General features: G+C 63.6%; 21 protein-coding genes. 6 read left to right on the top strand and 15 right to left on the bottom strand.

The genetic code is table 11. The annotated features are described in order from the left end of the window. Positions 1 to 66: 66 nt before the first annotated feature. The 3 genes from ACX4ZE_RS14455 (at position 67) to ACX4ZE_RS14445 (ending at position 3,887) form a co-directional block, all read left to right on the top strand. Positions 67 to 1,617: an alpha,alpha-trehalose-phosphate synthase (UDP-forming) gene (locus ACX4ZE_RS14455; RefSeq protein WP_480273974.1), complete on the top strand. Its 1,551-nt coding sequence runs from the start codon at positions 67 to 69 to the stop codon at positions 1,615 to 1,617. Between the two features lie 69 nt (positions 1,618 to 1,686). Further along, positions 1,687 to 2,424 (top strand): response regulator transcription factor, encoded by a 738-nt coding sequence (locus ACX4ZE_RS14450; protein WP_480273926.1) that lies wholly within the window; start codon positions 1,687 to 1,689, stop codon positions 2,422 to 2,424. 74 nt (positions 2,425 to 2,498) lie between these two features. Further along, positions 2,499 to 3,887, top strand: coding sequence for a sensor histidine kinase (locus ACX4ZE_RS14445; protein ID WP_480273973.1), 1,389 nt, complete (start codon positions 2,499 to 2,501; stop codon positions 3,885 to 3,887). Positions 3,888 to 3,912: 25 nt separating this feature from the next. Here the strand turns inward: ACX4ZE_RS14445 and ACX4ZE_RS14440 are convergent, their stop codons facing one another. The 12 genes from ACX4ZE_RS14440 to ACX4ZE_RS14385 form a co-directional block, all read right to left on the bottom strand. Then, the gene (locus ACX4ZE_RS14440; protein WP_480273925.1) at positions 3,913 to 4,401 is read right to left on the bottom strand and encodes a h domain protein; all 489 of its coding nucleotides are present in this window, start codon (positions 4,399 to 4,401) and stop codon (positions 3,913 to 3,915) included. Beyond that, entirely contained in the window at positions 4,398 to 5,144 is a 747-nt protein-coding gene (locus ACX4ZE_RS14435; protein WP_480273924.1) for a hypothetical protein, read from the bottom strand. The genes ACX4ZE_RS14440 and ACX4ZE_RS14435 overlap by 4 nt, the downstream gene beginning before the upstream one ends. Beyond that, positions 5,141 to 6,490: an MCE family protein gene (locus ACX4ZE_RS14430; protein WP_480273923.1), complete on the bottom strand. Its 1,350-nt coding sequence runs from the start codon at positions 6,488 to 6,490 to the stop codon at positions 5,141 to 5,143. The genes ACX4ZE_RS14435 and ACX4ZE_RS14430 overlap by 4 nt, the downstream gene beginning before the upstream one ends. Continuing rightward, the gene (locus tag ACX4ZE_RS14425; protein WP_480273922.1) at positions 6,487 to 7,737 is read right to left on the bottom strand and encodes an MCE family protein; all 1,251 of its coding nucleotides are present in this window, start codon (positions 7,735 to 7,737) and stop codon (positions 6,487 to 6,489) included. The genes ACX4ZE_RS14430 and ACX4ZE_RS14425 overlap by 4 nt, the downstream gene beginning before the upstream one ends. Beyond that, complete coding sequence (locus tag ACX4ZE_RS14420; protein WP_480273921.1) at positions 7,734 to 9,005, bottom strand: MCE family protein; 1,272 nt, start codon at positions 9,003 to 9,005, stop codon at positions 7,734 to 7,736. Before ACX4ZE_RS14420 ends, ACX4ZE_RS14425 begins: the two co-directional genes overlap by 4 nt. Next, complete coding sequence (locus tag ACX4ZE_RS14415; RefSeq protein WP_480273920.1) at positions 9,002 to 10,063, bottom strand: MCE family protein; 1,062 nt, start codon at positions 10,061 to 10,063, stop codon at positions 9,002 to 9,004. Before ACX4ZE_RS14415 ends, ACX4ZE_RS14420 begins: the two co-directional genes overlap by 4 nt. Further along, positions 10,060 to 11,088, bottom strand: coding sequence for an MCE family protein (locus tag ACX4ZE_RS14410; RefSeq protein ID WP_480273919.1), 1,029 nt, complete (start codon positions 11,086 to 11,088; stop codon positions 10,060 to 10,062). Before ACX4ZE_RS14410 ends, ACX4ZE_RS14415 begins: the two co-directional genes overlap by 4 nt. Beyond that, on the bottom strand, positions 11,085 to 12,299 hold the full coding sequence (locus ACX4ZE_RS14405) for an MCE family protein (RefSeq protein ID WP_480273918.1): 1,215 nt from the start codon (positions 12,297 to 12,299) through the stop codon (positions 11,085 to 11,087). Before ACX4ZE_RS14405 ends, ACX4ZE_RS14410 begins: the two co-directional genes overlap by 4 nt. Before the next feature lie 5 nt (positions 12,300 to 12,304). After that, positions 12,305 to 13,156 (bottom strand): MlaE family ABC transporter permease, encoded by an 852-nt coding sequence (locus ACX4ZE_RS14400; RefSeq protein ID WP_480273917.1) that lies wholly within the window; start codon positions 13,154 to 13,156, stop codon positions 12,305 to 12,307. Positions 13,157 to 13,160: 4 nt separating this feature from the next. Next, positions 13,161 to 13,925 carry an MlaE family ABC transporter permease gene (locus tag ACX4ZE_RS14395; protein WP_480273916.1) on the bottom strand — a complete coding sequence of 255 codons (765 nt, stop codon included), beginning with the start codon at positions 13,923 to 13,925 and terminating at the stop codon, positions 13,161 to 13,163. A 281-nt stretch (positions 13,926 to 14,206) separates the two neighbouring features. Further along, on the bottom strand, positions 14,207 to 15,109 hold the full coding sequence (locus tag ACX4ZE_RS14390; protein WP_480273915.1) for a 3-oxoacyl-ACP reductase: 903 nt from the start codon (positions 15,107 to 15,109) through the stop codon (positions 14,207 to 14,209). Between the two features lie 42 nt (positions 15,110 to 15,151). Further along, positions 15,152 to 15,340, bottom strand: coding sequence for a ferredoxin (locus tag ACX4ZE_RS14385; protein ID WP_480273914.1), 189 nt, complete (start codon positions 15,338 to 15,340; stop codon positions 15,152 to 15,154). Positions 15,341 to 15,514: 174 nt separating this feature from the next. Between ACX4ZE_RS14385 and ACX4ZE_RS14380 the strand changes: the two genes are divergently transcribed. Then, complete coding sequence (locus tag ACX4ZE_RS14380) at positions 15,515 to 16,708, top strand: acyl-CoA dehydrogenase family protein (RefSeq protein WP_480273913.1); 1,194 nt, start codon at positions 15,515 to 15,517, stop codon at positions 16,706 to 16,708. Between the two features lie 19 nt (positions 16,709 to 16,727). Continuing rightward, positions 16,728 to 17,849 carry an acyl-CoA dehydrogenase family protein gene (locus ACX4ZE_RS14375; RefSeq protein WP_480273912.1) on the top strand — a complete coding sequence of 374 codons (1,122 nt, stop codon included), beginning with the start codon at positions 16,728 to 16,730 and terminating at the stop codon, positions 17,847 to 17,849. Positions 17,850 to 18,093: 244 nt separating this feature from the next. Here the strand turns inward: ACX4ZE_RS14375 and ACX4ZE_RS14370 are convergent, their stop codons facing one another. Then, positions 18,094 to 19,743 carry an acyl-CoA synthetase gene (locus tag ACX4ZE_RS14370; protein WP_480273911.1) on the bottom strand — a complete coding sequence of 550 codons (1,650 nt, stop codon included), beginning with the start codon at positions 19,741 to 19,743 and terminating at the stop codon, positions 18,094 to 18,096. A 60-nt stretch (positions 19,744 to 19,803) separates the two neighbouring features. On the opposite strand from ACX4ZE_RS14370, the gene ACX4ZE_RS14365 reads away from it, so the two are divergent. After that, on the top strand, positions 19,804 to 20,586 hold the full coding sequence (locus ACX4ZE_RS14365) for a crotonase/enoyl-CoA hydratase family protein (protein WP_480273910.1): 783 nt from the start codon (positions 19,804 to 19,806) through the stop codon (positions 20,584 to 20,586). Between the two features lie 177 nt (positions 20,587 to 20,763). Here ACX4ZE_RS14365 and ACX4ZE_RS14360 read toward each other — a convergent pair whose 3' ends face one another. Both ACX4ZE_RS14360 and ACX4ZE_RS14355 read right to left on the bottom strand, forming a co-directional pair. Continuing rightward, complete coding sequence (locus ACX4ZE_RS14360) at positions 20,764 to 22,320, bottom strand: acyl-CoA synthetase (protein WP_480273909.1); 1,557 nt, start codon at positions 22,318 to 22,320, stop codon at positions 20,764 to 20,766. Positions 22,321 to 22,345: 25 nt separating this feature from the next. Beyond that, complete coding sequence (locus ACX4ZE_RS14355; protein WP_480273908.1) at positions 22,346 to 23,380, bottom strand: LLM class F420-dependent oxidoreductase; 1,035 nt, start codon at positions 23,378 to 23,380, stop codon at positions 22,346 to 22,348. Positions 23,381 to 23,409: the final 29 nt, after the last annotated feature.

Raw genomic sequence — 23,409 nt, 5'->3', positions numbered from 1 at the left:
TCCCGCGGCATCGAACACGACTCCACCGGGATGCAGCGACACGCGAAGGATGCGTGAGTGGACCAGATGAACTCGCCCGACAACGCCGAGCAGGCCGTCGGCACCTCGACCGTCGCCACCGCTCTAGGCACCACAAGCTCCGGGGCGGGCTCCGGTTTCGTCGTCGTCGCCAATCGGCTTCCGGTCGACCTGGAGCGGCTGGCCGATGGCACCACCCGATGGAAACGCAGCCCCGGTGGCCTGGTGACCGCATTGGAACCGGTGTTGCGCAGCAACAAGGGCGCGTGGGTCGGCTGGGCGGGGGTTCCCGACGTCGAGGTGGATCCGATTATCGAAGACGACCTCGAACTGCATCCGGTCCCACTATCGGCACAGGAAGTGTCGGACTACTACGAGGGCTTCTCCAACGGCACGCTGTGGCCGCTCTACCACGACGTGATCGTCCGGCCGGTCTACGATCGCAAGTGGTGGAGCGCCTACGTCACGGTGAATCGACGTTTCGCCGAGGCCACCGCCAAGGTCGCCGCAGCCGGAGCGACCGTATGGGTGCAGGACTACCAGCTCCAGCTGGTGCCCAAGATGCTACGCATGTTGCGCCCGGACCTGACCATCGGGTTCTTCCTGCACATCCCGTTCCCACCGGTCGAACTGTTCATGCAGATGCCGTGGCGTACCGAAATCGTCGAGGGCTTGCTCGGTGCCGACCTGATCGGTTTCCATCTGTCCGGGGGCGCGCAGAATTTCCTCTACCTGGCCCGTAGGCTGGCCGGGCAGCCTACCTCGCGCGGCACAGTCGGCGTGCGCTCCAAGCTCGGCGTCGTTCAGGTCGGGTTCCGCACGGTGCGGGTCGGCGCTTTCCCGATCTCGATAGCCTCAGCCGAACTCGACGAGCACTCCCGGCGCAGGGCGATACGCGAGCGCGCCGCCACGATCAAAGCGGAACTGGGCAACCCGAAGAACATCCTGCTCGGCGTGGATCGGCTGGACTACACCAAGGGCATCGATACCCGACTCAACGCGCTGGAGGAACTCCTCTGCGAGGGCCGGGTCGATCCGGCTGACACCGTCATGATCCAGCTGGCCACCCCCAGCCGTGAGCGGGTCGAAAGCTATATCCAGATGCGTGGTGACATCGAGCGCCAGGTCGGCCGGATCAACGGCGAATTCGCCAGGGTCGGCCATCCTGTGGTGCACTATCTGCACCGACCGATCCCCCGCGAGGACCTGATCGCCTTCTTCGTAGCCGCCAACGTCATGCTGGTGACGCCGTTGCGCGATGGCATGAACCTGGTCGCCAAGGAGTACATCGCCTGCCACAGCGGCCTCAACGGCGCCTTGGTTCTAAGCGAATTCACCGGTGCCGCAGCTGAATTGCGTCAGGCTTACTTGTGCAACCCACACGACCTGGACAATGTGAAGGACGCCATTCTCGGTGCGCTGGAAGACGACAGGGAGGCCAAGCGTAGACGGATGCGCGCACTGCGCCGCCAGGTGCTGACCCACGATGTGGACCGCTGGGCGCGCTCGTTCTTGGACGCGCTGGCACAGGGACAGGTCGCGGGCAGCGCACTGCTGGCAGGCGACAACATCTACCCGGAACCTCGCGAGCCGCACTGAGCCCGCATTCACAGCAACCACCCAGCTGGGGACCAGGAAGGTCACAGCCTGATATCGAATGATGACGTAATGAGTGGTGCGCCTGTGCCGCAGGAACCCGAGGCCAGAGTGCTGGTGGTCGACGATGAGCCGATGATTGTGGAACTGCTCGCGATGAGCCTGCGCTATCAAGGCTTCGAGGTGGACACAGCGGACGATGGCGCCCGAGCGCTGGACAAGGCGCGCACCTTCCACCCGCAGGCGCTCATCGTGGATGTGATGATGCCGGGCATGGACGGCTTCGGTCTGCTGCGCAGGCTACGTGCCGACGCCATCGACGCGCCAGTGCTGTTCTTGACCGCGCGCGACGAAGTGCAGGACAAAATCGCCGGCCTCACCCTCGGCGCCGATGACTACGTCACCAAACCGTTCAGTCTGGAAGAGGTGGTGGCTCGGCTGCGCGTCATCCTGCGCCGGGCGGGGCATTCCTCGCCACAGCGAGAGAGTTCACGCATTCGTTTCGAAGACATCGAACTCGATGACGATACCCATGAAGTCTGGAAAGCGGGCGAGCCGGTTGCCCTCTCCCCTACCGAATTCACGCTGCTGCGCTATTTCATGGTCAACGCGGGCACGGTGCTGAGCAAGCCACGTATCCTCGACCACGTGTGGCGCTACGACTTCGGTGGCGAGGTCGGCGTAGTGGAAACCTATGTCTCCTATTTACGCAAGAAGGTCGACACCGGCGACACCCGGCTGATCCACACCCTACGCGGAGTCGGCTACGTCATGCGCGCGCCACAGCACAATCGCCCGAGCGGTCCGTGAGCCGGAGCCGGCTCGCGACAGCGCGCGCGAAAGCCTCCAGCGCGCTCTCTGCCATCCCGCTGCGCGTAACACTGATGATTGTGCTGGTGCTCACCGCAGGACTGGGTTTGTCCATCTCCGATATGGTGGTCACCTCCGGTGTGGAGCAGCAATTGACCAACCGTATCGACCAACAGTTGCGCACAGGCGCGGCTGAGTGGTCCCGGCGCTGGTCATCGCCGTCGATACTGCCGCCAGACCCGCGCCATGCGCCGAGCCAGTTCTATGTGAGCACGCAGTGGACTGGGGGACGCGCGTTCATCATCCCAGCGTTCGGGGTAGACGCCCAGCCAGATCTGCCGCGAATACCGCCAGAGGGCCCGTTCACTGTCGGATCGGTGAACGAGGCACCCACCCAGTGGCGGGTTCTCGCGGCAGATACCCCAGGCGGCGTAATCACCGTGGCGCTGCCGCTCACGCAGAACATCGACACCATACACCGGCTAGTGCTGCTGCAACTGGTCGTCGGGGGGCTCATCCTCGCCGCGCTGGCAGTGATCGCGTACTTCGTGGTGCGGCGTAGCCTACGACCGCTGCGCCGGGTCGAGAACACCGCCGCGGCGATCGCTCGAGGCGATCTGTACCGCCGAGTGCCGTTCCATGGCACCGATACCGAGGTCGATCGACTGTCGCGGTCCCTGAACGGCATGCTGACCCAAATCCAGCGCGCGTTCACCGCAACCGCGGCGTCCGAAGAAGCTGCCCGGCGATCCGAGGAGCGGATGCGGCGATTCGTCGCCGACGCCAGTCACGAACTACGTACCCCGCTGACAGCGATCCGTGGGTTCGCCGAGCTGTACCGGCAAGGCGCCACCACCGATCCGGGCATGTTCATGGACCGCATCGAGCACGAATCCCGGCGGATGGGCCTACTGGTCGAAGATCTGCTGATGCTCGCACGATTGGATGCCCAGCGCCCATTGGAATCAGGTCCGGTAGATCTGCTCACGGTCGCCAGCGAAGCAGTGCACAACGCGCGCACGGTAGTCGCCGCCAGGCACACCGACGGGCCGATACGCACCATCGAACTGAAGATCGCGGCAGGCGAGGGAACACTGGAGGTGGTCGGCGACGAGGCGCGGCTGCGACAGGTTCTGACCAATCTGTTGAATAACGCCGTCACCCACACCGCACCCGGCGCCGCGGTAACAGTGTCGGTGACTCCCGCCCCCGAGCACGTTCTGCTCGAGGTGGCCGATACCGGGCCCGGCCTGCCACCGGAAGAGGCCGAACGCGTCTTCGAACGCTTCTACCGAACCGACACTTCCCGTGCCCGTGCCAGCGGTGGTACCGGCCTCGGCCTGTCCATCGTGCAGGCCTTGGTGCATGCGCACGGCGGCGAAGTCGAAGTACGGAGCATGCCCGAGACAGGAACGGCGTTCACCGTCCGGTTGCCACGGCGCATGCCTGCGGATTCTGCCTAGCCTCGACCGCGGTGCCCAGCGACGCTCAGACCGTGCCGATCGATGCGACCAACCAGCGCGAGTCCTCTTTCGACATGGTCACTCGCAACCGGGTGCCGGTGGTTTTGCCTTTCGGGGTGTCCTTGCTGATGAACACCCTATCAAGGAACAGCAGGACCACAGCGTGCGAGCGGTCGGCGGAGATAACGCCGCCCGCTTGCGTAGTAGCGGTGACGGAGAACTGCTTCTCTTTGACCGATGGCGCGACTTGCTTGTCGATCACCTCCAGATAACTCTGGCGATAGTCGCTGGTGAGGTTGTCGGCCTCCTTCCGCAGCGTGGTGTCGACAGTCTTGGGACTGTAGGTGAACAGGGCCGCGACAGTGCGACCTGCCGCCGCGACCGCGTCTATACGCGCCTGCTCGGTCTGTCGGTCTTCCCAGTATCGGTAGCCGTTGACACCGCCGATGATCGCTGTAACGACGAGCACGACGCCGAGGATCATGAACGTGATCCTGCCTCGGATTCCGGTCATGGCACGAACTCCATGTTGGTCACGGTCATACCGGAATCGCCGCGGGAGACGGTGACCCGAAACCGGAAAAGCCTCGTCTGCTGCCCTTCCATGCCCGCATTGGTGAGCGACTGTCTGGCGGCGACGAGCACACGCCCGGAATGGTCGTCGTCACTCTCCAACGCGGTCTCCGTAATCTGGCCGGTGGAGTTCACCTTGGCCACCTGCACGACATTGGCGAACGGGTCGGCCAGACTGCCGAACTGAGACTTGAAATCTCCCGATGCCAAGGAAAGGACACGGTCGATGTCTTCCTTGGCCGAATCGGCACTGATGGTGGTGAGGTTGATGACCGCCTGCCGAGCAGTCTGCACATATTCGGCGCGGCGCTCATCGCGCAGATGCGTCGACCGCATCACGAATACCGAGAGGGCGGCCCCACACACCAATACGATAGCGAGCAACGCGCAGGAGACCAGGACGAAAACATGCGAGAGACCTCGACTCCGTTCTTCGACGATCTCCTTCCCGAGAGTCGTCTTCTCGGCAATCTTCTTCTCCAGGGTCACCTTCGCAGCTGCCGGATTCCCGACAGCACCGTCGATTTCGACATCACCGGCTACAGCGCGGGCCGAGGAATCCGGAGGGATCACGGTCTTCGTGTCATCGGTGGTCGGAGCCTCGACACTCCCAACAGGGGGCCCGGCCGAGCGGACCGCGCGTCTCCGCCCGGAACGACCCGTTTTCTCACTGTCACTCATCATGGCTGCTCCTCGAGCATCGCCTGCCAGCTCGGTGGTACCGTACCCGAACCATCCGGTCCGATATCTCCCTGTCGGTATGTACGTCCATCTGGTCCGATGTACACACCGGTGATCGGGTCGTATGCCCGTGCGGAGGCCGGCCGCGGCGGGCCGAACGGTGGATTGTCGCCTACCGGAACATACCCGCTCCGGCACAGTTCCGGCGTCGGGGCGCGCATACCAGGCACTTCGGCACACGGAGTGTTACGGATACCGCGCACCGCCTCGGGCGCGTTCTGGGGCACTTTGCAGTACAGCCCGGGCGGCGTGGCCATGGGATTGGTCTCGGCGGGCGAGCGGCGCTGGTCTGGTGGGAGAAAGCCGGTGGTGCACGCGGGCGGATCGTTGGTCAACGTCATGAAGTCGGTGATGGCACCGTACTCGAGCGGACCTCGGATCGCGGTGAGCAGCGCGGCGACCAGCGGCGGGTAGACCACCAAGGTCTGCTCGAGTCCGGCATGGTACGTGACTCCCACCTGACCGACGCTGACCAGATTCGCCAGCAGCAGCGGTAACGTCGGTTGCAGCTCATTGAATAGCGTGGTCACCCGTCGCGCGGCAGCAGGCCCTTCGCTCAGCAGGCCGCGCAGCGCCGGATCGTGTTCGCGCAGCTGATCGGTGACTGTCGCCAGATCCGCGGTCCAGGAACGAATCGCGGCATCCGAGCGGACCTGGGTGTCCAGCAGTGGCCCGATCTGATCGAGCAGCTGCTTGGTCGGTTCGGCGTTGGCCTGGGCTTCCTGTACCAGCAACGTGGCCGAATCGATGAATCGCTGCAGATCTGGTCCTGCGCCATTGAACGCCAGGAACGCCTCGTCGATGACCTGACGCAGCCGAGTGTCCGCGACGCTGGACAGCAAACGGTCGGCTTGATCGAGCAACGTGCCGACGTCCTGCGGTAACTTGGTGCGTTCTACCGGGATCACACTGCCGTCGTACAGGTTTCCACCAGTGCGGTTCTGCTCGGGCACCAGGTCGATGTACTGCTCGCCGATCGCGGAGACGCTACGCACCCAGGCATCGACATCGGAGGGGATCTTGTAGTCGCTGTTGATCGACAGCTTGGCATCCACCCCGACGGGCGTGAGCCGGACTTCCTCGACCACGCCGACATTCGTGCCACGGTAGGCGACATTGGCCGTCGGATAGAGACCACCGGTCGCGGCCAGCCGCACCGTGACTTCGTAGCGCCCGATGCCGAACATCGCGGGCAGCTTCACATACACCCCGCCCATGACCACCAGGCCGATCACCGTCAGCACAGAGAAAATGATCAGCTGGATACGAACGAACCGAGTGAGTTTCACTGTCCTGGCCCCCCTTGTGGCGCGGTACCGTCCGGTATGGGCACGGTCAATCCCGGAATGACAGGCAGGCCGGGGATCGGTGGCAGACCGGGAATAGAAGGAACAGGATCATTCTCCGCGGGCGGCGCCAGCAACGGCCCGGTAACCGGCTCGTCGCTCTGTACAGCGGCTTCTGGTGCGACGGTACCGAGCGCACCCTCCACGCCACCGAATCGTCCGCCCAGCGGTGTCCCGGTGAGGAAGTTCGAGTCCAGCCGCCGTCCGGTGAGATCAACTGTCATGAACAGATTCAGGTAGTCGCCTTTGATCGCGTGATCCAGATTCTTCAGCGGGAACGGGAAGGTGAGCGCGATCTTCAGCGCCTCGGTCAGGTTGTCGCCGGTGTCCGACAGCGACCGCAGAACCGGGACAAGGCTGTGCAGGTTGGCCTTCAAGTCGGCGCCACTGGTATCGATGATCCGCTGTGTGACATCACTCAGCTCGCCGAGCGCAGTGATCGCCCGCGTGATGTTCGCTCTACGATCGGCCAATACGGTCAAGGCCGGATGGATCTGTTCGATGGCGGCAGCTACCAGGTCGCGCTGCTGGGCCAGCTGCCCGCTCAGGCGGTCCAGCCCGTTCAACGCGCTGATGATATCGCCGGTCTGCCGGTCCAGGTTCGTGGTCAGGTCGTTCAGCTGTGGCAACAGGTCCCTGATGGCGTCCTCCCGCCCGGTAAGCGCGGAATTCAACTCACGGGTAATGGTTTCCAACTGGGCGATACCGCCTCCATTGAGCACTACCGACAAGGAGGACAGCACCTGCTCCGTAGTCGGGTAGGCCCCGGCGCGCCCGAGCGGTATGACGTCACCGGGGCGTAACCTGCCTTCGGGAGGCTGATCGGTCGGCGCGGACAACTCGAGATGATTGGATCCGAGCAGACTGGTCTGGCCGATCTCGGCGACCGCGTTGGCGGGCAGCTCTACATCGGGGTTCAGCGTGACGGTGACCAGCGCATGCCAGTCCTCCACCTCGATGTTCGAGACCGTGCCCACCGCCACATCGTGCACTCGCACCGGCGAATTCCTGGTCAGCGTGGTCACATTGGGCATCTGGATACGCACCTGGTAGGAACCCGGCGCGGTGCCCTCGGTGCCGGGCAGAGGTAGCGAGTTCAGCCCGTCCCACTGACAACCGGAAGCCCCTAGCACCAGCGCCGATCCCATCGCGACGGCGACGGTGCGGCGCATCCGCTGCGTCGGCATCATCGTGCTCCTTCCGGAATAGCCAGTTCTGCCAGGCTTTTCGGCACGACCACCGGCACATAGCCGGACTCCGCCGCCGTCTGGCTCGCCACCCGCCCAGCAAGTCTGGGATCGGTGTACACCAGCTGATCGGGGAATGCGTGCACGCCGCTGACCGGATTCGTCAGGATCGGCACATAATTCATACTCAGAGAGCTGATCACGGGGGCCAGATACTGCGCGCAGAGATCGGCGCTGCGTTTGGAGTCGTTGGTTTCCAGCGCCTGCACCGAACCGCAGAGGAAACTGAGCGGATCGGCGAAATTATTCAGCGCGATGGCGCCGGTCAGGCTACCTTGAGCGGGCTTGTAGAGCTGATAGAAGTTCACCAGCGCGGTCGGCCCGGCGTGCAACACCCGTTCCAACTCCGGTCGCTTATCGGCCAGCACCTGAGTGGCATCGGCCAACCGCTGCACGCCTTCGGTCAGTTCCGCGCCGCTGCTGTCGAGGAACCGACGCACATCGGCCACCGCCGTATCCAGATTGTCCAGTCCCGCGCCGAGATCAGTGGAGACATCGGCCAGCACCGAGGACACTGACGCGAGCCGTCCGCCGAACTGCACGATCTGCTCATTGCTCGCCGAGAGCACTTCGACGAACTTCTGCAGGTTGCGCACGGTGCCGAACAAGTCGGTACGGCCATCCGACAGTGTGCTCAGGGTGGCCGACAACTCTCGCAGCGTGTCTCGGAACCGCTGCCCGTTGCCGTCCAGATTGTCGGCGGCGGTATCGACGAAACGGCCGAATGAGCCCTGCTTGTCGTCGCCGACCGGACCGAGCGCGGTAGACAGCTTGGACAGTTCCGCTTTGATGTCGTCCCACTCCACCGGCACGGCGGTGTGCTCGAGCGGGATCACGTCGCCGCCTACCAGCTTCGGGCCACCGGTGTAGGCGGGCGCGAGCTGGATGAAGCGGGCCGAAACCAGCGAGGGCGCGAGGAGCACTGCCCGCGGGTCGGCGGGGACGTCGACCCCGCGGTCGATCGTCATCCGCACCTCTACCCGGTCGCTGTTCGGCTCGATCGAGTCGATCCTGCCGACCTTTACTCCGAGTACCCGTACGTCGTCGCCGGCGTACACGCCGATGGTGGACGGAAAGTAGGCGGTGACTGTAGTGGTCCCGAGTCGAGTGAGGCCATTCCACACGCCGGCGAGCACAAGCGCGACGACCAGCACACCGGCTGCCACCAGCGCCCAGCGGGGGAGTTTTCGTACAGCGTCGCGCGCGCTCATCGTGGCGGCTCCTGGATCGCGGGTTCGACCGACGGGGGTGGCGTGAGGTAGCTGCGCAGATCGTCGGGCAGATGCTGCGGCCACACCATGGCATCCACCAGTGGTTGCAGTAACTTGCTAGCCGCATTGACCACGTATGCCTGGAAGTACGGGCCGCTGCCGACCTGCTCGCCGAGCGCGGCGGCGAACGGACCGAGCCCGTCCAGCGCCTCGGAGAGGTTCTGCTTGTTCCTCTGCAGCAGGGCCAACACCGCATTCAGCTTGTCCAGCGCAGGTTTCAACTGCGCCTCGTTGTCGGCGACCAGGCCGGACAGTTGCTTGGCGAGGCCGTTGACATGGACGATCAGCTGCCCCAGTGCGGTACGCCGACGGTCCAGCTCACCGAGCAACTCGTTGCCGTCCAGCAACAGCGCATTGATCTGGTTACCCCGGTCGGCGAGGATTTTCGTGACGTTCTGCGCTCGCTTCAGTAGCTCTGACAATGCCTGATCGCGGGCGTTGATACTGCGCGAAAGCGCGGTAACGCCATCGAGCGCGGAGCGCAGCGGAGCAGGGGTATCGGCGAACGCGGCCGAGAGCGTGTCGAGCGTCCGATCGACCTGGTCCAGGTCCAGGCCCGCCACTGTGCTCGTCAGCTCGCTCAATGCGTCATTGAGCGAGTACGGCGAAGTAGTGCGCTCCAGTGGAATGGTGTCGTCGACACGCAGCGCGCCCGCGCCGGCCGGAGCCACCTCCAGTGACTTGCGCCCGAGCACCGTGTTGGTCTTGATCGCCGCCGAGGTCTGCTCGCCCAGCACGATCGCCTCGTCCAGGGTGAACCGGACGAGTACTTTCGCGCCATCGAGACCGACCTTGGCGACCTGCCCGGACCGCACCCCGGCGACCTGGACCGGGTCGCCGGGCAACAAACCGCCCGCGTCGGCGAAGTAGGCGGTGAATGTCGCGCCGGAGTGGATGAACGGAAGCCGACTGAACTGCAGTGCCGACAACGATATGGCCACCGAGAGCACGAGGCCGACGATGCCGATAGTGGTCGTGGATGATCGCTGTTCGTTCATCGGTCGTCCGCGCACCTTCCGGTGGTCTGTCCACCAGGCAAGTTGACTTTCAAAGTCTGCCCGTCCGGGCCGTCCACCAGTATGTTCGTCGAGCAGATATACAACTGGAGGAAAGAACCGTAGGAACCGATCCGGATCAGTTTGCGATAGGTCGAGGGCAGCTGATCCAGCACCCATTGAACGGTGTCAGACCCGGCGTCGAGGTTGGTAGCCAAACGTCCGGTCTGTTCGATAGTGCCGCGCAGATCGGGTCGTGCCTGAGCGAGGAGGTCGGTCAACTCGCCGGTGGCCCCCGCGATCCGCGGAATGGCGGCGCCGATCTGGTCCTTATCCGCGGCCAGCCCGCTGATCAGGCGCTGTAGTTCGGCGATCGTCGTGGCGAACTGGTCACCACGCTGGTCGATGGTGCCCAAAACGGTGTTGAGATTCTCGATCACGCTCCCGATCAACGCATCTCGATTCGCCAGTGTCTCGGCGAACGAGCCGCCGCTGTTGAGCAGCGACACCAGTGTGCCGCCCTGCCCTTGGAAAATCTGCAGTAGCGCATTGGTCAGATCGTTCACCTGAGCTGGGTCCAAGCCACGCAGCAATGGCCGGAACCCGCCGAGCAGCATGTCCAGATCCAGTGCTGGAGCGGTCTGCTCTATGCCGATGGTGCCGCCCGCGGGCAGTACCTGATTCGAACCCGGCCCCTCCAACAGTTCGAGATAACGGTCGCCGACCAGGTTCTCGTACTTGATCGCCGCGCGTGTGCTGTTCAGCAGCTTGTATTTTCGGTCGACGTCGAACTCGACATGCGCCCGATAGTCCTTGCCTACCTTCACCGAGGTGACCGAACCCACCGGTACGCCCGCGATGCGCACCTTGGCGCCGGGCAGCATGCCAGAAGAACTGGAGAACACGGCGTGGTAGCCGTTCTCTCTAGCGAACCGAATCTGGCCGAAGACAACGACGAGGCCGGCGAAGATCAAGGTCATCACCAGAGCGAAGATGGCCAGTTTGACAGTGGTCGCGGTGTTCCTCACGGGCGTGGCACTCCTGGCATTCCGGCGAACAAGATCTGGAAAATCTTCGGCGCGTTGATGCTCAACGTCGTCGAAGGGGTGTATACGCGACCTTCCGTGGTATCGGTGACGACATAATCCGCATGGCTGCCTGGCTTTCGGTCCAGCAGGCCCTCGCACCGTGGGCCACCGGTCGCGTTGACCTTCGGCAGATCTCTCGGATAGGTATACGGTTCGGCGCCGTACATAAATCCGGCGTTCAGCGCGACCCCTTCCTGTAGACCGCCGAATATCGCCTCACCCATCGGTAGCGCTCTGCCGAGACCTGTTATCAAGCAGAAGAGCGCGGGCGAGTACTCGTCGAGCAATCCGGTGGTCGGACGCAGCAGTTCCAGTGCTGTGACGAGCTGACTCTCGTTCTCACGCAACACCGAACCGGTGGTGTCGGCCAGCCCGGTGAGATCCATCAGCAGGTTGTCAAGTTTGCCCTGTTCTTCGACCAAGGTGTTGCCGGTAACCAAAACGTTGTCCACGGTGTGCAATAAATCGCCGACCGTGTCCGCGTAGAGGTTGGTGACTTCGCTGGTCTTCCCCAGATCCTTTTGCAGGGTAGGCAGATACGGGTTGATATCGCGCAGATACGCATCGCCCTGCTCCAGCAGGTTACCCAGCTTCTGCCCACGGTCCTGCAATGCGGTGCTCAGCGCGGAGAGCGTCGCGTTCAGCTTCTCCGGTTCGATCTTCGAGAGCAGGTCGGAAAGATGCTGGAACAGTGTGTTGAACTCGACGGTCACCCGATTCGCGGTGACGGTCGCACCGGCCCGCAACGAAGTGGGCGAAGGATTCTCGGGAACAATGAAGTTGACGTACTTCGCACCGAATATGGTGGTCGACCTGATGTCGACGTGCACATTGGACGGCACCAGCTTCAGCTGCCGCGGGTCGAGAGCCAAGGTCAGCTCGGCGCCGTCGTTACGGTAGTCGACCGATGCGACACGGCCGATATCCACACCACGCATCTTCACCTTGGCGTCCGGATCGAGGACCAGGCCGCTACGCGGCGCCTCCACCAGCACAGCAGCTGTCGGGGTGAATCCACCGACGAACATGATCAGCGCGACAGCCACGACCATGACCAGGAGGAGCACCATCGCCGCCCCAGCCAGTTTCAGGCCGAACCCGCCGCGCAGTACCCGCACCAGACGGCTTTCCGTTTGCTTCGATTCCGCCATGTCGCTTATCCGGAGAGATGGAAGTTACCCGAAGTGCCGTAGATGGCCAACGAGATGAGCAGGGTCACCGAGACCACCGCGACCAGCGAGGTCCGCACCGCGTTACCCACCGCGACCCCCACGCCGACCGGCCCGCCCACAGCGTTATAGCCGTAGTAGGTGTGGATCATCATGATCGCCAGAGCCATGAAGATCGCCTGGGCGAATGACCAGAGGATGTCACTCGGAATGAGGAAAGTGGAGAAGTAGTGGTCGTAGACGCCTGCCGACTGCCCGTAGATCACCACCGTGGCGAACCGACTCGCCAGGAATGAGGCGATCACCGCGAGCGCGTAGAGCGGGATGATCGCGATCATCCCGGCCAGCACTCTGGTGCCGATCAAGTACGGCACCGGGCGGATCGCCATCGACTCCAACGCGTCGATCTCCTCGGCCACCCGCATCGCGCCTAGCTGCGCGGTCGATCCCGCCCCGATAGTCGCGGCCAAACCGATGCCGGAGATCACCGGCGCCGCGATGCGAACGTTGATGAACGCCGCGAAAAAGCCGGTGAGTGCCTCGACGCCGATATTGCCCAGCGAGCTGTAGCCCTGTACCGCGATGGTGCCGCCCGCGAACAAGGTGAGGAACCCGACGATCACTACCGTGCCGCCGATGACCGCCAAAGCGCCGGTGCCCATGCTGATTTCCGCGATCAGTCGGATCGTCTCGGTCCGATAATGCAACAGCGCGCGGGGAAGAGAGCCGAGCGCGTTGGCGTAGAATACCGCCTGCTTACCCACTGCATCGAGCGAGTCCGATATCCGGCGCAGGCGTCGAATGGTGCGGGGGAAACGGGACTCGATGACGAAAGCCATCGCGTCACCGCGCCGTGAACTTGATGCCGACCGCGGTGACCACAACATTCACCACGAACAAGGCCATGAAGGCAAAGACCACGGTCTGGTTCACCGCATCACCGACACTTTTGGGTCCCCCCCTGACATTCAGTCCCAGATAGCAGGCGACCAACCCTGCGATCAGCCCGAACAATCCCGCTTTCACCTCGGAAATGATCAGCTCGGGCAGATGAGTGAGCAGCGTGATGCCATTGACGAAAGCCCCAGGATTCACATCCTGCAAAAACACCGAGAACATGAACCCCCCGACGATGCCGATCGTGCATACCAAGCTGTTGAGCATCAATGCGACGAACATGGACGCGAGCACGCGCGGCACCACGAGGCGGTGCACCGGATCGATGCCGAGCACCCGCATCGCGTCGATTTCCTCGCGAATAGTGCGTGCGCCGAGGTCGGCACAGATCGCGGTGGCACCGGCGCCTGCGACGATGAGCACGGTGACGATCGGCCCGACTTGAGTGACCGAACCGAATGCCGCGCCCGCACCGCTGAGATCTGCCGCGCCGATCTCGCGCAACAGAATGTTCAGCGTGAAGCTGACCAGAACTGTGAATGGAATAGCGACCAGCAATGTCGGCACGATGGATACGCGCGCGATGAACCAGGACTGGTCGATGAACTCGCGCCGCTGGAAAGGCCTGCGCACGCTGGACCGCGCGACGTCGACAGTGAGTTCGAAGAATCCACCGACGGCCCGCAATGGCGTGGCGAGGACCTCGTTCATCCGCGATCCTCCTTACTCAACTGGCGCGTACGATCCTCGGCGCGAAACTCCGCCGTGACCGCACCGCCGCAACGATTAGAACATGTTCAGTGCGTCACTGGAAGTATTTACACACTTTTCACGTGCCATTCATTGAATTGTCAGCGCTATAAACTAGAACAGGTTTCAGTAGGCAATGCATCTCGCCTTTGTGAGATGCAACATAACCCGCCCCTATGTCTACCAAGCGGGGATCTCATGATCAACAGTTGATCCGTAACATCGGCGGCACACGCCACCGCTCACCCCAAATCGATCAGCGAAGACGCCGAGAAAGTTTGCCCAGCAGGCCGATCCGCGAAGTAACCGCCGAGCGTATCGGCCAGGTCTCGCACCGACCAGTGTCCGTCCGCCGCATCGAACCGGCGTTCGACAACCGGCGCCGCCATCAGCGCCACCATCCCCCCATGGACAACGAACAACTGCCCATTGACCGCATCGGCCGCAGGCGAAGCGAGGTAAGCGACCAACCGCGCCACATGGTCGGGCGACAGCGGGTCGACCTCCCCCTCCGGAGCGGGACTGAACACCGCGGCGGTCATCGCGGTCCGCGCCCGGGGCGCGAGCGCGTTGGCACGCACACCGTAACGCGACAGCGCCCGTGCGGCGGAGAGGGTCAACGCGGTGATACCCGCTTTCGCGGCACCGTAGTTGGCTTGTCCCTCCGGACCGAGCAATCCCGCCTCCGATGAGGTGTTGACCAACCTCCCGTACACCGGGGCGCCCGACTGCTTGGACTTGCTTCGCCAGTACGCGGCGGCATTGCGTGACAATAGGAAATGGCCGCGCAAATGTACCGCGACCACTTGGTCGAAATCCTCGTCGGACATGTTGAACAACATGCGGTCGCGCGTTATACCCGCATTGTTGACTACGATATCGACCGACCCGAAGGACTCCTCAGCCGTGCGGATCAGGGCATCGGCGGTGGCCCGCTCGGCGATATTGCCCGCCACAAACTCCGCCTTGGCACCCAGCGCGCGAATTTCGGCGAGTGTATCGGCGACCATATCCGAATTCGCCAGATCGTTGACCACTACCGAAGCGCCCGCCCCTGCTAGCGCGAGCGCTTCGGCCTTCCCCAGTCCGGCGCCACCGCCGGTCACTATCGCTACTCGGCCGGCAAGGCTCAGATCATTGCTCACGGGCCGACTCTAGAACGTGTTCCAGATTACAGCAAGGGTCGATTACCGCAGGCGCAGCGCCGCCTTCGGACACTGCGCGACAGCATCCTCGACGTCGGTGAGCCGCTCGGGCGGCACCTCGTCGTTCGCGATGTGCAGCACATCCTCGTCATCGAGTTCGAACACGTCGGGAGCGATTCCGACGCAGATTCCATTCGCTTCACACAAGTCGGGATCGACACTGATCTTCATGACAACTCCTTTATCACCACTGCGACCAAAGCCTAACAATCAATCCATGCCATCAGGGCGTCATCACAGCCGTCTGGACGCCGTCGCATGAATCCGACATCAATACTGGAACATGTTTCAGTTTATGTGCAATGATCGAGAGAACCCGATCCAACGAAGGCCTGAGGTACTGCCATGCGCATTGCGTACACGCCGCAACAGGAGCAGCTGCGCGCGGAGCTGCGTGACTACTTCGCACGACTCATCACCCCCGAGCGCAGAGAGGCACTGAGCGCACAAACCGGCGAGTACGGGCAAGGCAATGTCTATCGCGAAGTCGTCCAGCAGATGGGCCACGACGGCTGGCTGGCACTCGGCTGGCCCGAGGAGTACGGCGGCCAGGACCGCCCTATCATGGATCAGCTGATCTTCACCGACGAAGCCGCGATCGCAGGCGCGCCGGTGCCGTTCCTGACCATCAACTCGGTCGCTCCGACGATCATGCACTACGGCAGCGCGGAGCAGAAGAATTTTTTCCTGCCCAAGATCGCGGCAGGTGAACTGCACTTCTCCATCGGTTACTCCGAGCCGAGCGCCGGCACCGACCTGGCAAGCCTGCGCACCACGGCAGTGCGCGACGGTGACGACTACGTGATCAACGGCCAGAAGATGTGGACCAGCCTGATCGCCTACGCCGACTACATCTGGCTGGCCGTGCGTACCGACCCGGCGGCCAAGAAGCATAAAGGCATCAGCATGCTCATCGTGCCGACCAACGCCGAGGGATTCTCCTGGACCCCGGTGCACACCATGGCGGGCCCGGATACCAGCGCGACGTACTACCAAGACGTCCGGGTGCCTGCGAGCGCGCTGGTCGGCCAAGAGAACGGCGGCTGGGCACTGATCACCAACCAACTCAATCATGAACGCGTCGCGCTCACCTCTGCCGGGCCGCTGGCGCTGGCGCTGCGGCAAACCACCGAGTGGGCGCGCACCACCAAGGCAAGCGACGGCTCGCGCGTGATCGACCGGGAATGGGTGCGGCTCAATCTGGCCAGGGTGCACGCCAAGGTCGAATACCTCAAGCTGTTGAACTGGGAGATCGCCAGCCGAGCCGACGCGGGCGGCGACGCGGCTCCGCGGCCATGGGACGCCTCGACCTGCAAGGTGTACGGTACCGAGCTGGCCACCGAGGCCTACCGACTGCTCATGGAAGTACTGGGTCCACAAGCTTACCTACGGCAGGATTCTCCCGGCGCCGAGCTGCGTGGACGACTGGAACGGATGCACCGCGCCGCGCTCATCCTGACCTTCGGCGGCGGCACCAACGAGGTGCAGCGCGACATTATCGCCATGACCGCCCTCGAGCAGCCCGCCGCTGCTCGCTGATCGAAAGCAAAGAACCACCATGGATTTCACCCCCACCGAAGCCCAATCGGATCTCACTCGGCTGATCAGCGAGGTGTGCGGCAAGCTGGTCACCGCCGACCGGTTACGCGAACTCGGCACTGCGGGCACAGCCGGTTCGAATACCGAGCGCTTCGATCAACCCCTGTGGAACTCATTGGCGGAGACCGGTGTGCTCGCGGCAACCCTGCCCGAGACAGTCGGCGGCAACGACCTCGGCCCGATCGAGCAGACCGCCGTCCTGCGTGAGCTCGGCAAGCATCTCGCAGCCGTGCCCTATCTGTGGTCGATCATCCTCGGCGCGGGTGCGCTGACCCGTTTCGGCGATGCGTCGCAACAGAACATGGCTACCCGGGCAGGCGCGGGCGAGGCCATCCTCACGGTGGCATTGGCCGAAGAGCGCAACTGGGAACCAGACACGCCGACCACTACCGCAGTCGAGACAGCCGAAGGCTGGCGGCTGACTGGTGTCAAAACCACCGTGCCGTACGCGAACCGAGCCGAACGCATACTGGTCCCCGCCACGATCTCCGGGACCACAGCGGTCTTCCTGGTCGCACCCGCGGCGGCCACAGTGACCGCGCAACAAGTCGTCGACCACAGCCCGGAATTCACGGTTGAACTCACCGATGCGCCAGCTGAATTGATCGGCACCACCGCGGAAGGCTCTGCAATCCTGGACTGGATCCTCACCCGCGCCTGGCTCGGTCTCGCCGCCCTGCAATGGGGCACCCTGGAGCGAGCGCTCGACTTGGTTTCCGAATATGCCAGGGAGCGAGAACAATTCGGCAAGAAAATCGGCAGCTTCCAAGCCGTCGCCCAACGGCTCGCCGATGCGTATATCGACATCCAGGGCTTGCGTCTAGCAGTGACCCAAGCCGCCTGGCGAGTGGCGGAGGACCTGCCCGCCGCCGAGGCGGTGCACACCGCGAAGTTCTGGGCCGCGGATGCGGGCCACCGCGTTGCGCACACTGTCGTCCACGTGCACGGTGGTGTCGGCATCGACCGCGACCACATCGCGCACAACTACTTCACCGCGGCCAAGCACAACGAGTTCGCCCTCGGCGCGGGCACCGACCACCTGCGCGCACTCGGCGCCCTATTGGCCGATACCCCCGCCTGAACACAACACCGGCCGATCGGCCGGCACGACATTCCCGCATTGGCCGAATCGGCCAATGCATCAACCTTCGAACTTCACCAGGTGCTCGGCAATCGCCGAAACGTCGAGCACACCCTGACAGACGTCCAGCACGAACCGCTCGGCATCATCTGCGCCGAGCGTATCGTGGCCAGCGCTTCGGATCGCCGAGGCACTCGATTGTGTAGGGCCACCGCGAAATGCGCGGCAGCCTGGTCACAGCTCGCTACTTGGAGCTCGCTTCGGCATGGTCGTCCGCGGGTCGGGCCTGGACCTGTTCCTTGGCCCAGCGGTAATCGGGCTTGCCCGCTGGAGAGCGCTTGATCTCGTCCACGAACCACAGACTGCGAGGCAGCTTGTAGGAGGCGATCTCCTTGGTGAGCACAGGACGCAGCTCCTCTAGAGTGGGTCTTTTCTCGCCGCGACACTGCACGACAGCCACCACCCGCTGCCCCCAGCGGTCGTCCTCGATGCCGACCACCAGTGCGTCGAAGATCTCCGGGTGCGTCTTGAGCGCGCCCTCTACCTCCTCCGGGTAGATCTTCTCACCACCGCTGTTGATGCTGACCGAACCGCGGCCCAGCATGGTGACCGTGCCGTCTTCCTCGACCCTGGCGAAATCTCCGGGGATGGCGTAGCGAATTCCGTTGAACTCCTTGAAAGTCGCCGCAGTCTTGGCCTCGTCCTTGTAGTAACCGAGCGGAAGGTGCCCACTCCTGGCCAGGATGCCGACCACACCAGAGCCGGGTCGCACGGGATTGCCGGCCTCGTCGAGCACCGTGGTGGCGGCGTCGATCTTCACCCGGGGACCTCCGGTGTGCGTCTCCCCCTTGGTCACAACGGACAACCCACCGAAACCGGTCTCCGATGAGCCGATAGAGTCGGAGATCATTCGGTTCGGCAGCAGCTCGAGGAACTGGTCCTTGATCGCGGGTGAGAACAACGCTGCACTGCTGGCCATTACATACAGGCTCGAAAGGTCATAGGGTTGACCGGTTTCCGGATTGCCCTCGATCAACGCGTCGAGCATCGGACGTGCCATCGCGTCGCCGGTGATGAAGATCAGGTTGATCTTGTGTCGGTCGACGGCCTGCCACACTCCATGTCCGGAGAACTCCGGGATCATCACGGCCTTGCCTCCGCCGAACAGGCTGTGGAACGTGGCCCACTGCGCGCCACCGTGGATCATCGGAGGAATCGGAAACCGCACCATGGCCGGGCTGCCTGCGCCGACCTTCGCCAACTCCCACTCGTCCTGGACATATTCGCCGGTGACGAAGTTGATACCTCCGCCGAGCACGCGCCACACGTCCTCCTGGCGCCACATCACTCCCTTGGGCATACCGGTGGTGCCGCCGGTGTAGAGCATGTACAGGTCGTCGGGGGAACGCTCGCCGAAATCACGCTCTCCCGAGGACTGCGCGAGCACGGACTCGTATTCCACCGAATCCGCTGCGGTGGCCGCTGTTGCGGTCGTATCGTCGTCGACGACGATGACGGTACGCAACTGCGGGACCTTCGGACGAACGGCAGCGACTTTGTCGCTGTAGCGGCGCTCGTGGAGCAGGGCGACCATATCGGAATTGTCGAAGATGTATTGCAACTCGTTCTCGACATAACGATAGTTCACGTTGATCATCACGGCCCGCGCCTTGAAGATCGCGACCATGGCCTCCACGGCCTCGATCGTGTTGCGTGAGTAGATGCCTACCTTGTCGCCTGGCTGAACTCCCTGCTCTCGCAGGTAATGGGCGAGTTTATTGGCCCGCTCCTCCAACTGGGCGTAGGTGACCTCACGGCCGTCGTCGGCCAGTACGACGCGGTCGGGCATCAGGTCGATGGCGTGTTCGACAAGGTCCGCTATGTTGTAGCTCACAGTTCTAAAAATAGAACGTGTTACTGTTTCTGACAAGGTTCGAAGTCAGGAGAATCAGCAATGCCGCACTGTCTCGTGGAGAAGCGCAACCATGTCCTCATTGTCACCATGAACCGCCCCGAGGCGCGTAATGCCCTGTCCGGAGAGATGATGGCGATCATGCGAGACGCCTGGGACCAGGTGGACAATGATCCGGATATCCGGGTGGCGATCCTGACCGGCGCGGGCGGCGCGTTCTGTGCGGGTGCCGATCTCAAGGCGATGACCGCCCAGCACCCCGGCGACTCGTTCGCAGGCGGCGGCTGGGACCTGTCCAAGATCGAAGCACTGCTCAAAGGGCGCAGACTGACCAAGCCGTTGATCGCGGCAGTCGAGGGACCCGCTATCGCGGGCGGTACCGAAATCCTGCAAGGCACCGACATCCGAGTAGCGGGCGAGAGCGCGAAATTCGGCGTGTCCGAAGCCCGATGGGGCCTGTTCCCGCTGGGTGGCTCAGCGGTGCGGCTGGTCCGCCAGATCCCCTACACCGTCGCCGCGGACATCCTGCTCACCGGTCGGCACGTCACCGCGACGGAAGCCAAGGAGATCGGTCTGATCGGGCACGTGGTGCCGGATGGCACGGCACTGGACAAAGCGCTGGAACTCGCCGGGCAGATCGCCGCCAACGGCCCCCTCGCCGTGCAGGCCATCCTGCGCACTATCCGGGAGACCGAGGCCATGCCGGAAAACGACGCCTTCCGGATCGATGCCGAGCTCGGCACGGCTGTGTTCCGCTCAACGGACGCCAAAGAGGGCCCCCGGGCATTCGCGGAAAAGCGTAAACCCACTTTCACCGGTAGCTGAACGCGTAGGCGGCCGAAAGCTCGGGTCGCCCCTGGCCACACGCAGCACCGGAACTTCGCACACCGGCCTGACCCGGAAACGCGAATGCGCCCTGCGCGGCAAGGCACGCAGGGCGCATTCGGTTGTCGGCGTCTACGCGCGGCCGGAACGAAGCCCCAGCGGACCGACCGCGACAGGCTAAGACGCCGGGATATAGCGGTCGCGGAGCTTGCGCTTGTAGAGCTTGCCGTTGGGATCACGCGGCAGTTCGGGCAGATAGTCGATGGATTTGGGCATCTTGTACTTGGCCAGTTGAGTCGCGGCGAAGGCCATGAGTTCCTCGGTAAGCTCCGCAGCACCCACGACGCCGTCGGTCGGCTGCACGACAGCCTTTACTTCTTGCCCCCAATCCGGATGCGGGATACCGAAAACCGCGACATCGGCAACCTTCGGGTGGGTGATGAGCACGTTCTCGATCTCTGCGGGGTAGATATTCACCCCACCGGACAGGATCAGATCCGAGCGCCGGTCGTGCAGGTAGAGGTAGCCGTCCTCGTCCAGATGCCCGATGTCGCCGACGGTGAACAAGTCACCGACACGCGAATCCTCGGTTTTGGCCTTGTCGTGGTGGTACTCGAAACTCGACACACCCATTCGCATGTAGACCAGGCCGGTCTCACCGACGGGCACCTCGGAGCCGTCTGCTTCGCTGAGCACTTTGATCACCGACCATGGCCACGCCTTGCCCACCGACCCCGGCTTGCGCAGCCACTCGGCGCCGTTGATCACTGTCCCGCCTCCCTCGGTGGCCGCGTAGTATTCGGTCACCGTCGGACCCCACCACTCGAGCATCTTCCGCTTGGTCTCCTGCGGACAGGGCGCGGCACCGTGCACCATGCTGCGCAGCGAGGACACATCGTATGTGGCGCGCACCTCCTCCGGCAGCGCGAGCAGGCGATGGAACTGAGTGGGCACCATGTGGCTGTGCGTCACCCGATGTTTGTCGATCAGCCGCAACATCTCCTCGGCGTCCCAGCGATCCATCAGAACGAGCTTGTGTCCCAGCTGAATCGAGATAGTGGCGAAGTTCAGCACTGCGGTGTGATAGAGCGGAGAGCCGCACAGATGCACGTGGTCGTCATAGGGACCGAGGTCGAAGAGGCCGAAGAACGCGGTGGTGTGCGGCGGAATGACATCCGGATCGGCGCCGGTGAGCGGGCGCCGAACCCCCTTGGGGCGCCCTGTGGTTCCTGAAGTGTAAAGCATCGGCGCACCGGTACCGCGATCGGCAGGCCGGGCGGTGTCCATGGCGCCGAGCTGAGCCACCGGCGTGAACCCCTCGATCTCGCCGACCGCGAAACGCGCCCGCGGAGGCAGTCCCGCTTCGTCGGCGGCGGCCTTCGCCGCAGCGGCGAAACGATCACTGGCGATGAATGCCTTGGCCTCGCTGTCGCCCAAGATGTAGGCGACTTCTGGGCCGGTGAGATGCCAGTTCACTGCGACGATGTACAGACCGGACTGGTAGGCCGCGAAGTAGGCGACAATCGCCTCCACACAGTTGTGCACCATACTCACCAGCACGTCACCGGTGGTCAGGCCGAGCTCACGTAGGCCGTTGGCGTAACGATTGGCGAGCGTGGCCAATTCGCGATATGTCACCTCCTTGCCCCAAGGATCGACCATCGCGATCCGATCGGGCTCGGCTTCGGCGATGTTCCACAGACCGAGAACTTTCACTGGCTCCTGCGTCGTCACCCTATTGAATTTAGAACGTGTTCTACTATTCGACAAGGGGTGCGAGCCGACGCAATTGCGCGATATCGGAAACCGATACCAGCATCATGGTCACACCAGCGGCCTCCCACACCGGCAGTTGCTTGCGCACATGCTCCTCGTCGCCGATGATCGCGGTATCCAGGATCAGCTCGTCCGGCACCACTGCGGCGGCCTCGGCCTTCTTACCCGCTTGGAACAACCGTCCGATCTCGTCGACTTCGCGGTCGTATCCCATTCGCCGGTACACCTGAGCGTGAAAATTCAGTTCCGGTGCGCCCATACCGCCGATGTAGAGCGCCATGATCCAGCGCATCCGCTCCAGTTCGCTCGCCGGATCGTCGGTGATCACCACCTGACAAGTCGCGGCGATCTCGAAATCCTCCCTACTGCGCCGGGCTCCCGCCCGCGCGAAACCATCGTCGAGCCACTCGTTGTACATCCCGGCCAGCCGAGGAGCGAAGTAGATGGCCAGCCAGCCGTCGGCGATCTCAGCGGTCAGCGCGATGTTCTTCGGCCCCTCCGCACCAAGCCAGATCGGCAGATCCGCGCGTAGCGGATGCACGATCGGCTTGAGCGGCTTACCGAGCCCGATCGCACCCGGTCCGGTATAAGGTAAGGGGTAGTGCGGACCGTCACTGGTGACCGGCGCCGCACGGGCCAGCACCTTCCGCACGATATCGACGTACTCGCGGGTGCGCCGCAACGGCTTGGCGAACGGCTGACCGTACCAGCCCTCCACCACTTGCGGCCCGGAGACGCCGAGACCGAGGATCGCGCGACCGCCGCTGAGATGGTCGAGAGTAAGCGCGTGCATCGCGGTCGCGGCAGGGGTACGCGCCGACATCTGCACTACCGAGGTGCCCAGCCGCACCCGCCGCGTCGACGAGCCCCACCAGGTCAACGGACCGAAAGCATCAGAGCCCCAGGATTCGGCGGCGAACACAGCGTCGAACCCGGCCTCTTCAGCTGCCACCACCAACTCGCCCGCGTTCGTCGGCGGCTGAGCCATCCAGTATCCGAGTTGCAATCCGAACTTCACTTCGGACCCCTTTCCGCTCAATTGCTTGC

This window comes from Nocardia sp. TBRC8007, from assembly GCF_056629435.1.
The sequence above is the reverse complement of the archived record's forward strand: the minus strand, read 5'-3'. Positions and strand labels throughout refer to the sequence as shown.